Source organism: Streptomyces sp. NPDC033845 (genome assembly GCF_055576225.1).
Genome location: NZ_JBVIRI010000012.1, coordinates 104,535 through 118,402 on the forward strand (window position 1 = coordinate 104,535; position 13,868 = coordinate 118,402).

A 13,868-nucleotide genomic window follows, 5' to 3' on the forward strand; every position below is an offset into this window, starting at 1 on the left:
CCTGTTGCCCCAGAGGCTGCCGGTGACAAGCCTAAAGCGTGTACTCGGAAGAGTTACTCGCCCTTGGCCTTCGCGATGATCTCCTCGGCGACGTTCCGGGGAACCTCGGCGTAGGAGTCGAACTGCATCGAGTAGCTGGCGCGACCCGAGGTCTTGCTGCGGAGGTCGCCGACGTAGCCGAACATCTCCGAAAGGGGCACGAGGCCCTTCACGACGCGGGCGCCGTGACGCTCCTCCATGGCCTGGATCTGGCCACGGCGAGAGTTGATGTCACCGATGACATCGCCCATGTAGTCCTCGGGCGTGGTGACCTCGACGGCCATCATCGGTTCGAGCAGCACGGGGTTGGCCTTCCGGGCACCTTCCTTGAACGCCTGCGAACCGGCGATCTTGAAGGCGAGCTCGGAGGAGTCGACCTCGTGGTAGCCACCGTCGAGCAGGATGACGCGGACGCCGGTCATCTCGTACCCGGCCAGGATGCCGAACTGCATGGCCTCCTGCGCACCCGCGTCCACCGAAGGGATGTACTCCTTCGGGATGCGGCCACCGGTGACCTTGTTCACGAACTCGTACGCCGGACCGTCGGTCTCGGTGATGGGCTCGATCGCGATCTGCACCTTGGCGAACTGACCGGTACCACCGGTCTGCTTCTTGTGCGTGAAGTCGATGCGCTCGACGGCCTTGCGGATCGTCTCGCGGTAGGCGACCTGCGGCTTGCCGACGTTCGCCTCGACCTTGAACTCACGCTTCATACGGTCGACCAGCACCTCAAGGTGCAGCTCGCCCATACCGCCGAGGATGGTCTGACCGGTCTCCTCGTCCGAGTGAACGTGGAAGGAGGGGTCCTCCTCCGCGAGACGCTGGATGGCGACACCCAGCTTCTCCTGGTCACCCTTGGACTTGGGCTCGATCGCGACCTGGATGACCGGAGCCGGGAAGTCCATGGACTCCAGGATCACGGGCGCCTTGTCGTCGCACAGCGTCTCACCGGTGGTGGTCTGCTTCAGGCCCATCACGGCGACGATGTCGCCGGCGCCCACCGCGTCGATCTCCTCACGCTTGTTCGCGTGCATGCGGTAGATCTTGCCGATGCGCTCCTTCTTGCCCTTCACGGAGTTCAGCACCGCGGTGCCGGCTTCCAGGCGGCCCGAGTACACCCGGACGAAGGTGAGCTTACCGAGGTGCGGGTCGCTCATGATCTTGAAGGCGAGCGCGGCGAGGGGCTCCTCGTCGGACGGCTTGCGCTTCACGACCACCTCGGCGTCCCGGACGTCGTGGCCCTCGATGGCCTCGATGTCCAGGGGCGAGGGCAGGTAGCGCACCACGGCGTCGAGCAGGGGCTGGACGCCCTTGTTCTTGAACGCCGTACCGCAGAACACCGCGGTGATGGTGGCGCCGTCGCCCTTGCCGGAACCGATGATGATGCGGCGGACGGCGGCGTGCAGCTGCTCCACGGACGGCTCGTCGCCGTTCAGGAAGAGCTCCATGATCTCGTCGTCGTTCTCGGCGACGGTCTCGATGAGCTTGCCGCGCCACTCTTCGGCGGCCTCGGTGTGCGTGGCGGGGATGTCGACGATGTCGTACATCTCGCCCTTGGTCGCCTCGGCGGACCAGACGAACGCCTTCATGGTGACGAGGTCGACGACACCCTGGAAGTCGGCCTCGGCACCGATCGGGAGCTGCATGACGATCGGAACCGCGCCCAGGCGGTCCTCGATCATCTGCACGCAGCGGTGGAACTCGGCGCCGGTGCGGTCCAGCTTGTTGACGAAGCAGATGCGCGGCACGCCGTAGCGGTCGGCCTGACGCCAAACGGTCTCGGACTGCGGCTCCACACCGGCGACACCGTCGAACACGGTGACGGCACCGTCGAGGACGCGGAGCGAACGCTCCACCTCGACCGTGAAGTCCACGTGACCCGGGGTGTCGATGATGTTGATGGTGTGGTCGACGTCTTCGAGCGGCCAGTGGCAGGTCGTCGCGGCAGACGTGATCGTGATGCCGCGCTCCTGCTCCTGCTCCATCCAGTCCATCGTGGCAGCGCCGTCGTGGACTTCACCGATCTTGTAAGAGACACCGGTGTAGAACAGGATGCGCTCGGTGGTGGTCGTCTTGCCCGCGTCGATGTGGGCCATGATGCCGATGTTGCGCACCTTGGCCAGGTCAAGCGAAGTGGTAGCCATATCGGCTCAGTCTTCTCTCGGTCTCGATGTGGGTTGGGACTACCAGCGGTAGTGCGCGAAGGCCTTGTTGGACTCGGCCATCTTGTGCGTGTCCTCACGCTTCTTGACGGCCGCACCGAGGCCGTTCGAAGCGTCGAGGAGCTCGTTCATCAGGCGCTCGGTCATGGTCTTCTCGCGACGGGCGCGGGAGTAGCCCACGAGCCAGCGGAGGGCCAGGGTCGACTGGCGACCCGGCTTGACCTCGACGGGGACCTGGTAGGTCGCGCCACCGACACGGCGGGACTTGACCTCAAGCGACGGCTTGACGTTCTCCAGCGCGCGCTTCAGCGTGATGACCGGGTCGTTGCCGGTCTTCTCGCGGAGGCCTTCCATGGCGCCGTAGACGATGCGCTCGGCGGTGGAGCGCTTGCCGTCCAGCAGGATCTTGTTGATCAGCGAGGTGACCAGAGGAGAGCTGTAGACCGGGTCGATGATGACCGGGCGCTTCGGGGCGGGGCCCTTACGAGGCATTCTTACTTCTCCTTCTTGGCGCCGTAGCGGCTGCGGGCCTGCTTGCGGTTCTTGACAGCCTGGGTGTCAAGCGCACCGCGGATGATCTTGTAACGAACACCCGGCAGGTCCTTCACACGGCCACCACGCACGAGCACGATCGAGTGCTCCTGCAGGTTGTGTCCCTCGCCCGGAATGTAAGCGGTGACCTCGATGCCGGAGGTCAGACGCACACGCGCGACCTTACGGAGCGCCGAGTTCGGCTTCTTCGGGGTGGTCGTGAACACACGCGTGCAGACGCCACGGCGCTGGGGCGAGGCCTCAAGCGCGGGCGTCTTCGTCTTCTCGACCTTGTCCTGCCGGCCCTTCCGGACCAGCTGCTGGATCGTAGGCACTACTTCTCCGGTTTCTGTGTGCCGATCGTAAAACTAACCTGGAACTTCGCCGACCCACGCGGTCGGGTGTGTCGGACCCGGGAGAGCCCCGCCAGTCGACGGGATCGTCCTCGGATCGCGGTGGCCGCTACGGCTCCCTGTGCGGTTGGTGGACACGCACTGGAGCCCAGGCACACCCCAGGCACAAGGTCTGAGCGTACCTACCGCATCCACTCCGGTCAAAACAAATGCCCGGAGCCCCAAGGGGGCCCGGTTCCGCCTTCCGGACGGCTGCCTAAACTATCCGAACAGGCCATCGTACCGATTTTCAGGGAGCACCACATTGGCGAGCCGGATCAAGCGGCTGTACGCACCCCTGCTCGCCTTCGCCCTCACCTCGGCCGCGTTCTGCACGGCATGGGCACTGCGCGGCACCTTCCCCTTCGGGAACACGGGGCGGGCCATCAACGACCAGGCCAACCAGTACGTGCCCTTCCACCGGGCGCTCTGGGACCTGGTGCACGGCCAGGCGGCCGGTGACGCGCTCTTCACCTGGCGGGGAGCCTTCGGACAGCAGTTCCTGTCCGACTACTACACCTATCTCGGCAATCCGTTCTCCTGGCTGGTCACCCTGGTGCCCCGGGCCCACGTCGACCTGGTGGTCTTCGCGATGACCCCGCTCACCATGGGGCTCGCGGCCGCGCTGATGGCCGTCTACCTGGGCCGGCTGGTCCCGGGCCCGTGGTGGCAGCGCGGGGTGCTGGGCGCGACCTACGGGCTCTGCGGCTGGGCGCTCAGCGACGCCTCGTACATCCCGATGTGGCTGTGGGGCCTGGTGGCCCTGCCGCTGCTGGGCATCGCCGTGGAGTGGTGCCTGGAGCAGCGCCGCTGGCCGGCCGTCGCCCTGCTGGTGGCGCTGGCCTGGATGGGCAACTTCTACACCGCGATGATGGCCACGATGGCCGCCTGCGTGCTGCTGGGCATCCGTCTCATCACCCGGGACATGACCGGCCGGGACCGGCTGCGGGCGGTGTTCCGGGCGGCCACCGCGGCCGGCACCGGCATCCTGCTCACCCTGCCGCTGCTGCTGCCGTCCTTCCTCTCCAGCGGGGCCGCCCAGCCCACCAAGGCGGGCGAGTTCGACCCGCAGCGGCTGGACGTGTTCCTCACCGGGATGCTGCCGGCCACCCATCTGTGGGGCGGCCGGCCGCGCCTCTACATCGCCTCGCTGGGCCTGATCCTGGCGGGGTCCTTCCTCCTCAACAGCTCCATCGCCAGGAGGACCCGGCTGGTCTGGGGGCTGGCCGTGGTGCTGGTGGCGGCCTCGTTCCAGTTCCCGCCCACCCAGTACGTCTGGCACGGGCTGGCGGTGCCGAACGGTAACCCGTACCGCGAGGCCTTCGTGTTCAGCGGGATGCTGGTGGTGCTGGCCTGGATGGCGCTGGCCAACCGGCCCCGCCCGCTGCACCTGGCGATCACCGCCGGCGCGCTGGTGCTGCTGACCTTCCTGCTCCGCGGCACCGACGACTTCGCGGTGGAGACCTGGTACGCGGTCCTCGGCGGCGGCGCGCTGTCGCTGCTGGCGCTGCTGCTGCTCGGGCTGGGGCTCGGCGGGAGCGGGAGCCGCCGGCGGTACCTGGTGCCGGTGGCCGCGGTGCTGATGGTCGGCACGGTGTTCGCCGAGTCCACCCTGGCCGCGTACAACGCGGACGAGAAGCGGGCCCGCGAGCGCTGGGCCAAGCCGGCCGTCACCTCGAACCAGTCGATCGCCAACCACCTCGACGCCGTCCGGTCCGTGGACGGCTGGCCCGCATACCGGACCGACTCGGGGAAGCCGCAGACCTCGTACAACGACGCGCTGGCCCTCCAGTCCGAGGGGCCGCAGTACTACAGCAGCTATCTGCCCGAGGTCACCTACCAGGCCCTGGAGCCGCTCGGCTACGGCTACAAGAACGACGGCCGGACCTTCTTCGGCGCCGACAACCCGGTCCTCGACGCCATCTTCTCGATCGGCGCCCGGGTCAGCCCGGTCCCCGGCCAGAAGAACGCCTGGGCCGGCCGCACCTTCCCCGCTCCCCCGCTGGTGACCCTCCGGGACAAGCCCTTCAGCTCCCCCGCCCCGGCCGGCACCGTCTGGGCCGAGCAGGAGGACGTGCTGGGCCGCGCGGTCTACCGGGTCCCGGCCACCACCCGCACCGGCACCGACGCCTCCCGGACCTACACGGCCAGCTGCCGGGCCGGCTCCGAGGCCTACTGGTACTCCCCCGCCCTGAACGGCACCCTCGGCCACGCCGGCACCAGCCGGACCCTGGAGGACAAGCAGAGCGGCATCCTGAAGCTGGGCCCGGTCCCGGCCGACGGCACGGTGGAGGTCACGGTACGGACCAGGAGCACCGCGGCGGCCCCCGAGCACCCGATCGGCTGCCTGGACCGGCCCGCCCTGGACCGGGCCGTCCGGGACCTCACCGCCACCGGCGCCACCGGGGTCGAGGCCGGCGGCCACACCATCGAGGCCACCCTGCCCGCGGGCAGCACCGGCACCGCGGTGTTCGCGATGACCGCGGTCCCCGGCTGGCAGTGCTCGGCCCCGCTGAAGGAGTTCCACGGCCTGGTGGCCGTGGAACTCCCCGCGGGCACCGACAAGGTCTCCTGCACCTTCACCCCCAAGGGCTTCGTCCCCGGCCTCGCGGCCGCCGCCCTGGCCCTCCTCACCCTGATCACCGTCACCGCCGTCGCCCGCCGCCGCACCACCCGCGGCTGAGACTGCCCCGGGTCCCGGGAACGAAGAAGCCCCCCGCCGCTCCTCTCGGAGCGGCGGGGGGCTTCTTCGTAGAGCCTTCGACCCTTAGCCGTTGTACGGGCCGTAGTCGTAGTCCTCCAGCGGGACGGCCTGGCCGGAGCCGGTGCCGAAGGGCGAGTAGTCGATGTCGTCGTAACCGACGGCCGAGTACATCGCGGCCTTGGCCTCCTCGGTGGGCTCGACCCGGATGTTGCGGTAGCGGGACAGACCCGTACCGGCCGGGATGAGCTTACCGATGATGACGTTCTCCTTGAGGCCGATCAGGGAGTCGGACTTGGCGTTGATCGCCGCGTCCGTCAGCACCCTGGTGGTCTCCTGGAAGGACGCCGCCGACAGCCAGGACTCGGTCGCGAGCGAGGCCTTGGTGATACCCATCAGCTGCGGACGGCCGGAGGCGGGGTGACCGCCCTCGGTGACCACACGACGGTTCTCGGTCTCGAACTTCGACCGCTCGACGAGCTCGCCCGGCAGCAGCTCCGCGTCGCCGGACTCGATGATCGTCACGCGGCGCAGCATCTGCCGGATGATGATCTCGATGTGCTTGTCGTGGATCGACACGCCCTGCGAGTTGTAGACCTTCTGGACTTCGCCGACCAGGTGGACCTGGACCGCGCGCTGGCCGAGGATGCGCAGCACGTCGTGCGGGTTGGTGGCACCCGCGGTGAGCTTCTGGCCCACCTCGACGTGGTCGCCCTCGTGGACCTCGACGCGCGCACGCTTCGAGATCGGGAACGCGGTCTCGTCCGAACCGTCATCGGGGGTGATGACGATCTTCTTGGTCTTCTCGGTCTCCTCGATCCGCACGCGGCCGGCGGCCTCGGAGATCGGGGCGACACCCTTCGGGGTACGGGCCTCGAAGAGCTCGACCACACGGGGCAGACCCTGGGTGATGTCGTCACCGGCCACACCACCGGTGTGGAAGGTACGCATCGTCAGCTGGGTACCGGGCTCACCGATGGACTGGGCGGCGATGATGCCGACCGCCTCACCGATGTCGACCAGCTTGCCGGTGGCCAGCGAGCGGCCGTAGCAGAAGGCACAGGTGCCGACCGCGGACTCGCAGGTCAGGACCGAGCGGGTCTTGACCTCCTCGACGCCGTTGGCGACCAGGGCGTCGATGAGCACGTCGCCGAGGTCCACGTTGGCCGGCGCGATGACCTTGCCGTCGATGACGACGTCCTCGGCCAGCATGCGGGCGTACACGGAGGTCTCGACGTCGTCGGCCTTCCGCAGGACGCCGTCCTCGCCGCGGACGGCGATCTTCAGCTTCAGACCGCGCTCGGTGCCGCAGTCCTCCTCGCGGATGATCACGTCCTGCGAGACGTCCACCAGACGACGGGTCAGGTAACCCGAGTCGGCGGTACGCAGGGCGGTGTCGGCCAGACCCTTACGGGCACCGTGCGTGGAGATGAAGTACTCCAGCACCGACAGGCCCTCACGGAACGAGGCCTTGATCGGACGCGGGATGGTCTCGTTCTTCGCGTTCGACACCAGACCACGCATACCGGCGATCTGCCGCATCTGCATCATGTTTCCTCGGGCACCCGAGTCAACCATCATGAAGATGGGGTTGGTCTTGGGGAAGTTCGCGTTCATCGCCTCGGCGACCTCGTTGGTCGCCTTGGTCCAGATCGCGATGAGCTCCTGCGTGCGCTCGTCCTTGGTGATCAGACCGCGCTCGTACTGCTTCTGGACCTTCTCGTCCTGCGCCTCGTAGCCCGCGACGATGGCCTTCTTGGCCTCGGGCACGACCACGTCGGAGATGGCCACGGTGACGCCGGAGCGGGTCGCCCAGTGGAAACCGGACGCCTTCAGGTTGTCGAGCGTCGCCGCCACGATGACCTTGGGGTAGCGCTCCGCCAGGTCGTTGACGATCTCGGAGAGCTGCTTCTTGCCCACCGAGTAGTCGACGAACGGGTAGTCCTCGGGCAGCAGCTCGTTGAAGAGCGCACGGCCCAGCGAGGTCTTCAGACGGAAGCTGTCGCCCGGCTGGAACTCCTGCTCACCCTCCTCGGCGACCGGGGGGACCCAGCCGCGCGGCGGAATGGTGCCGACGGGGAAGCGGATGTCGACCTGCGACTGCAGGGCGAGCTCGCCGGCGTCGAACGCCATGATCGCCTCGGCGGTGGAGCCGAAGGACCGGCCCTCGCCCTTGGTGTCACGGAGGTCGCCGTCGGTGGTCAGGAAGAACAGACCGAGGACCATGTCCTGGGTCGGCATCGTGACCGGGCGGCCGTCGGCCGGCTTCAGGATGTTGTTCGAGGACAGCATCAGGATGCGGGCCTCGGCCTGCGCCTCCGCGGAGAGCGGCAGGTGCACGGCCATCTGGTCACCGTCGAAGTCCGCGTTGAACGCGGTGCAGACGAGCGGGTGGATCTGGATGGCCTTGCCCTCGACCAGCTGGGGCTCGAAGGCCTGGATGCCGAGGCGGTGCAGGGTGGGCGCACGGTTCAGCAGCACCGGGTGCTCGGCGATGACCTCTTCGAGGACGTCGTACACCACGGTGCGGCCGCGCTCGACCATCCGCTTGGCGCTCTTGATGTTCTGCGCGTGGTTCAGGTCGACCAGGCGCTTCATCACGAACGGCTTGAAGAGCTCCAGCGCCATGGCCTTCGGCAGACCGCACTGGTGCAGCTTCAGCTGCGGACCGACGACGATCACGGAACGCGCGGAGTAGTCCACGCGCTTGCCGAGGAGGTTCTGACGGAATCGACCCTGCTTGCCCTTGAGCATGTCGCTCAGGGACTTCAGCGGACGGTTGCCGGGACCGGTGACCGGGCGACCGCGACGACCGTTGTCGAAGAGGGCGTCCACGGCCTCCTGGAGCATGCGCTTCTCGTTGTTCACGATGATCTCGGGGGCACCGAGGTCGAGAAGGCGCTTCAGGCGGTTGTTGCGGTTGATCACGCGGCGGTACAGGTCGTTCAGGTCGGAGGTCGCGAAGCGGCCACCGTCCAGCTGCACCATCGGACGGAGGTCCGGCGGGATGACCGGCACGCAGTCGAGCACCATGCCCTTGGGGCTGTTGCTGGTCTGCAGGAACGCGGAGACGACCTTGAGGCGCTTGAGCGCACGGGTCTTCTTCTGGCCCTTGCCGGTGCGGATGATCTCGCGGAGGCGCTCGGCCTCCTCCTCCAGGTCGAAGGACTCCAGGCGCTTCTGCAGCGCCGCGGCACCCATCGAGCCGTCGAAGTACGTGCCGAAGCGGTCACGCAGCTCGCGGTAGAGGAGCTCGTCGCCCTCCAGGTCCTGGACCTTGAGGTTCTTGAAGCGGTTCCAGACCTCGTCCAGGCGGTCGATCTCGCGCTGGGAGCGGTCGCGGAGCTGCTTCATCTCGCGCTCGGCGCCTTCGCGCACCTTGCGGCGCACGTCGGCCTTGGCGCCCTCGGCCTCCAGCTCGGCCAGGTCGGTCTCGAGCTTCTTGGCGCGGGCTTCGAGGTCGGCGTCGCGGCGGTTCTCGATCTGCTGGCGCTCGACGGAGACATGGGCCTCCAGCGACGGCAGGTCGCGGGTGCGGCGCTCGTCGTCCACGAACGTGATCATGTACGCGGCGAAGTAGATGACCTTCTCGAGGTCCTTCGGCGCGAGGTCCAGCAGGTAGCCCAGGCGCGACGGGACGCCCTTGAAGTACCAGATGTGGGTGACGGGGGCGGCGAGCTCGATGTGGCCCATCCGCTCGCGGCGCACCTTGGCGCGCGTGACCTCGACGCCACAGCGCTCACAGATGATGCCCTTGAAGCGGACACGCTTGTACTTGCCGCAGTAGCACTCCCAGTCCCGGGTCGGACCGAAGATCTTCTCGCAGAAGAGTCCGTCCTTCTCGGGCTTCAGGGTGCGGTAGTTGATGGTCTCCGGCTTCTTGACCTCGCCGTGCGACCAGGTTCGGATGTCGTCCGCGGTGGCAAGGCCGATCCGCAGCTCGTCGAAGAAGTTGACGTCGAGCACTGTGCGTCAATCCCTCTTTCGGGGTCGTGTCTCTTGATCAGTGGTCTGAAACGGTCCCGGGGACGGCCGGGGGATCACGGGGATCCCCCGGCCGGGCCCGTCAGACCTCTTCGACGCTGCTCGGCTCGCGCCGGGACAGGTCGATTCCGAGCTCCTCCGCCGCGCGGAAGACGTCCTCGTCGGTGTCGCGCATCTCGATGGACATGCCGTCCGAGGACAGCACCTCCACGTTGAGGCAGAGCGACTGCATTTCCTTGATGAGCACCTTGAAGGACTCGGGAATGCCCGGCTCGGGGATGTTCTCGCCCTTGACGATGGCCTCGTAGACCTTCACTCGGCCGGTGACGTCGTCGGACTTGATGGTCAGCAGCTCCTGGAGGGCGTAGGCGGCGCCGTACGCTTCCAGCGCCCACACCTCCATCTCACCGAAGCGCTGGCCACCGAACTGCGCCTTACCACCCAGCGGCTGCTGCGTGATCATCGAGTACGGACCGGTCGAACGCGCGTGGAGCTTGTCGTCGACCAGGTGGTGGAGCTTGAGGATGTACATGTACCCGATCGAGATCGGGTCCGGGAACGGCTCGCCGGAGCGGCCGTCGAACAGGCGCGCCTTGCCGGAGGGGAGGACCAGGCGGTCCCCGTCGCGGTTCGGGATGGTGTGCTCGAACAGGCCGGCGAGCTCGTCCTCGCGGGCACCGTCGAACACCGGGGTGGCGACGTTGGTACCGGGCTCGACACGGTCGGCCCCGATGACCTTCAGACGCTCGGCCCAGTCCTCACCGAGGCCGGAGACGTCCCAGCCGCGGCTGGCGAGCCAGCCGAGGTGGATCTCCAGGACCTGTCCCGGGTTCATTCGGGACGGGACACCCAGCGGGTTGAGGATGATGTCGACCGGCGTGCCGTCTTCCAGGAAGGGCATGTCCTCGATCGGAAGGATCTTGGAGATGACGCCCTTGTTTCCGTGGCGGCCGGCGAGCTTGTCGCCGTCGGTGATCTTGCGCTTCTGCGCGACGTAGACGCGGACCAGCTGGTTCACGCCCGGGGGAAGCTCGTCCCCCTCCTCGCGGTCGAAGACGCGGACGCCGATGACCTTGCCGATCTCACCGTGCGGGACCTTGAGCGAGGTGTCACGCACCTCGCGGGCCTTCTCACCGAAGATCGCGCGGAGCAGACGCTCCTCCGGGGTCAGCTCGGTCTCACCCTTGGGCGTGACCTTGCCGACCAGGATGTCGCCGGCGACGACGTCCGCACCGATGCGGATGATGCCGCGCTCGTCGAGGTCCGCCAGGACCTCCTCGGAGACGTTCGGGATGTCCCGGGTGATCTCCTCGGGGCCCAGCTTGGTGTCACGGGCGTCGACCTCGTGCTCCTCGATGTGGATCGAGGAGAGGACGTCGTCCTGGACGAGGCGCTGCGACAGGATGATCGCGTCCTCGTAGTTGTGGCCTTCCCAGGGCATGAACGCCACGAGCAGGTTCTTGCCGAGGGCCATCTCGCCCTCTTCGGTCGCCGGGCCGTCGGCGAGGACCTGGGATTCGATGATCCGGTCGCCCTCGTTGACGATCACCTTCTGGTTGACCGAGGTGCCCTGGTTCGAGCGGGAGAACTTGGCGACGCGGTACGTGGTGTACGTGCCGTCGTCGTTCGCCACGGTGATGTAGTCGGCCGAGACCTCCTGGACCACACCGTCCTTCTCCGCACGGATCGAGTCACCGGCGTCGACCGCACAGCGGTACTCCATGCCGGTGCCGACGAGCGGGGCCTCCGCCTTGATGAGCGGAACGGCCTGGCGCATCATGTTCGCGCCCATCAGGGCGCGGTTGGCGTCGTCGTGCTCCAGGAAGGGGATCATCGCGGTGGCGACGGACACCATCTGGCGCGGGGAGACGTCCATGTAGTCGACGTCGTCGCCGGCGATGTAGTCGATCTCGCCGCCACGGCGGCGGACCAGCACGCGGGACTCGGTGAAGCGCATGTCGTCGGACAGGCCGGCGTTGGCCTGGGCGATGACGAAGCGGTCCTCCTCGTCTGCGGTCAGGTAGTCGACCTCGTCGGTGACGGTGCCGTCGACGACCTTGCGGTACGGGGTCTCGACGAAACCGAACGCGTTGACCCGGCCGTAAGAGGCGAGCGAGCCGATCAGACCGATGTTCGGGCCTTCGGGGGTCTCGATCGGACACATACGGCCGTAGTGCGACGGGTGCACGTCGCGGACCTCGAAGCCGGCCCGCTCACGGGACAGACCACCCGGGCCGAGGGCGGACAGACGACGCTTGTGCGTCAGCCCCGACAGCGGGTTGTTCTGGTCCATGAACTGGGACAGCTGGCTGGTGCCGAAGAACTCCTTGATGGAGGCGACGACCGGCCGGATGTTGATCAGGGTCTGCGGCGTGATGGCCTCGACGTCCTGCGTGGTCATGCGCTCGCGGACGACGCGCTCCATACGAGCCAGACCCGTGCGGACCTGGTTCTGGATGAGCTCGCCGACGTTGCGCAGACGGCGGTTGCCGAAGTGGTCGATGTCGTCGGTCTCGACGACGATCTGGTTGCCGTTCTCGCCCACCGTCTCGGTCTCGCCGGCGTGCAGCTTGACCAGGTACTTGATGGTGGCGATGACGTCGTCGGTGGTGAGCACGCCGGCGTCCAGCGGCTCGTCCGCGCCGAGCTTCTTGTTCACCTTGTAGCGGCCGACCTTGGCGAGGTCGTAGCGCTTCGGGTTGAAGTAGAGGTTCTCGAGCAGCGTCTGAGCGGCCTCGCGGGTCGGCGGTTCGCCCGGACGCAGCTTGCGGTAGATGTCGAGCAGCGCGTCGTCCTGGCCCTGGGTGTGGTCCTTCTCCAGGGTGGCGCGCATGGACTCGTACTCGCCGAACTCCTCCAGGATCTGCTCGGTGGTCCAGCCGAGAGCCTTCAGGAGGACGGTGACGGACTGCTTGCGCTTGCGGTCGATGCGGACACCGACCATGTCGCGCTTGTCGACCTCCATCTCCAGCCAGGCACCCCGGGAAGGGATGATCTTGGCGGAGAAGATGTCCTTGTCGGAGGTCTTGTCGATGGAGGAGTCGAAGTAGACACCCGGGGAACGGACCAGCTGCGACACCACGACACGCTCGGTGCCGTTGATGACGAAGGTGCCCTTGTTGGTCATGAGCGGGAAGTCGCCCATGAAGACCGTCTGAGACTTGATCTCACCGGTCTCGTTGTTCGTGAACTCGGCCGTGACGAACAGCGGCGCCGCGAACGTGAAGTCGCGCTCCTTGCACTCGTCCACGGAGTTCTTCGCCGGCTCGAACCGGTGGTCGCGGAAGGTGAGCGACATCGACCCGGAGAAGTCCTCGATCGGCGAGATCTCCTCGAAGATCTCCTCCAGACCGGACTTCGTGGGGACGTCCTGTCCACTCTCCAGCGCCGACTCGACGCGAGACTTCCAGGCGGCGTTGCCGAGCAGCCAGTCAAAGCTCTCGGTCTGCAGCGCCAGGAGGTTCGGAACCTCGAGGGGCTCCTTGATCTTTGCAAAGGAGATGCGCAGCGGGGCGGTGCTGGCGCCGTTGTTCGTATTGGTCGAGGCGTTGCGCGAGGCGGCCAAGAGGGGGTCCTTCCGAGGGCTCGGACTCACTACGCGCGTACCGGTCCCAGCCGACACAGAAGACATACGGTTTCTCATCCGGCCAAAAGACCAGGTCAGAGACGTTCAGTCTGTGTGCTCTAGCGTGGGCATGCCCCTGGCGACGGGCAGGGGGCAGCTAACAGGCAGCGCAAAGGGTCAGTGTAGCCACTTGGCTCACTGATGTCCAGACCAGGTTTCCGGAAACCGGCAACAGGCCTTCCCCTTGTTGTTAACGCTGCGGCCCTCGTACACAGAGCGCGTATCGATACTGCCCTCTTCGTAATCGATCCATGCCTCGGATTCGGATCGATCTGTGCGTCTCGCGACGGGTCTGAGAATTGCGCGCCGCGTCCCGTTCGTCAAGGCCCTCTGCTCCGTGCGGATCAGCTCGGGGCCCGCCGGGAGGACGACGAAGATCACCATACTCCCCTACGGGAGCAGGGCAAACCAGGCTTTTCGGGTACGCCGAAGGG

At 67.2% G+C, this 13,868-nt stretch carries 6 protein-coding genes; 1 reads left to right on the forward strand and 5 read right to left on the reverse strand.

Annotated features, from left to right (window positions below; genetic code table 11):
- Nucleotides 1-53: 53 nt before the first annotated feature.
- The 3 genes from fusA to rpsL are packed head-to-tail and all read right to left on the reverse strand — an operon-like array spanning nucleotide 54 to nucleotide 3,067.
- The gene (gene fusA, locus ACZ50K_RS24885; RefSeq protein ID WP_468906880.1) at nucleotides 54-2,183 is read right to left on the reverse strand and encodes an elongation factor G; all 2,130 of its coding nucleotides are present in this window, start codon (nucleotides 2,181-2,183) and stop codon (nucleotides 54-56) included.
- A 39-nt stretch (nucleotides 2,184-2,222) separates the two neighbouring features.
- Nucleotides 2,223-2,693: a 30S ribosomal protein S7 gene (rpsG, locus tag ACZ50K_RS24890; RefSeq protein WP_053731192.1), complete on the reverse strand. Its 471-nt coding sequence runs from the start codon at nucleotides 2,691-2,693 to the stop codon at nucleotides 2,223-2,225.
- Nucleotides 2,694-2,695: 2 nt separating this feature from the next.
- The gene (gene rpsL / locus ACZ50K_RS24895) at nucleotides 2,696-3,067 is read right to left on the reverse strand and encodes a 30S ribosomal protein S12 (RefSeq protein WP_007265893.1); all 372 of its coding nucleotides are present in this window, start codon (nucleotides 3,065-3,067) and stop codon (nucleotides 2,696-2,698) included.
- 322 nt (nucleotides 3,068-3,389) lie between these two features.
- Between rpsL and ACZ50K_RS24900 the strand changes: the two genes are divergently transcribed.
- Nucleotides 3,390-5,807 carry a YfhO family protein gene (locus tag ACZ50K_RS24900; protein ID WP_468906883.1) on the forward strand — a complete coding sequence of 806 codons (2,418 nt, stop codon included), beginning with the start codon at nucleotides 3,390-3,392 and terminating at the stop codon, nucleotides 5,805-5,807.
- Nucleotides 5,808-5,891: 84 nt separating this feature from the next.
- Here ACZ50K_RS24900 and ACZ50K_RS24905 read toward each other — a convergent pair whose 3' ends face one another.
- Nucleotides 5,892-9,791, reverse strand: coding sequence for a DNA-directed RNA polymerase subunit beta' (locus tag ACZ50K_RS24905; RefSeq protein WP_468906886.1), 3,900 nt, complete (start codon nucleotides 9,789-9,791; stop codon nucleotides 5,892-5,894).
- Between the two features lie 100 nt (nucleotides 9,792-9,891).
- Nucleotides 9,892-13,374 (reverse strand): DNA-directed RNA polymerase subunit beta, encoded by a 3,483-nt coding sequence (rpoB, locus tag ACZ50K_RS24910; protein ID WP_468906889.1) that lies wholly within the window; start codon nucleotides 13,372-13,374, stop codon nucleotides 9,892-9,894.
- Nucleotides 13,375-13,868 lie beyond the last annotated feature (494 nt).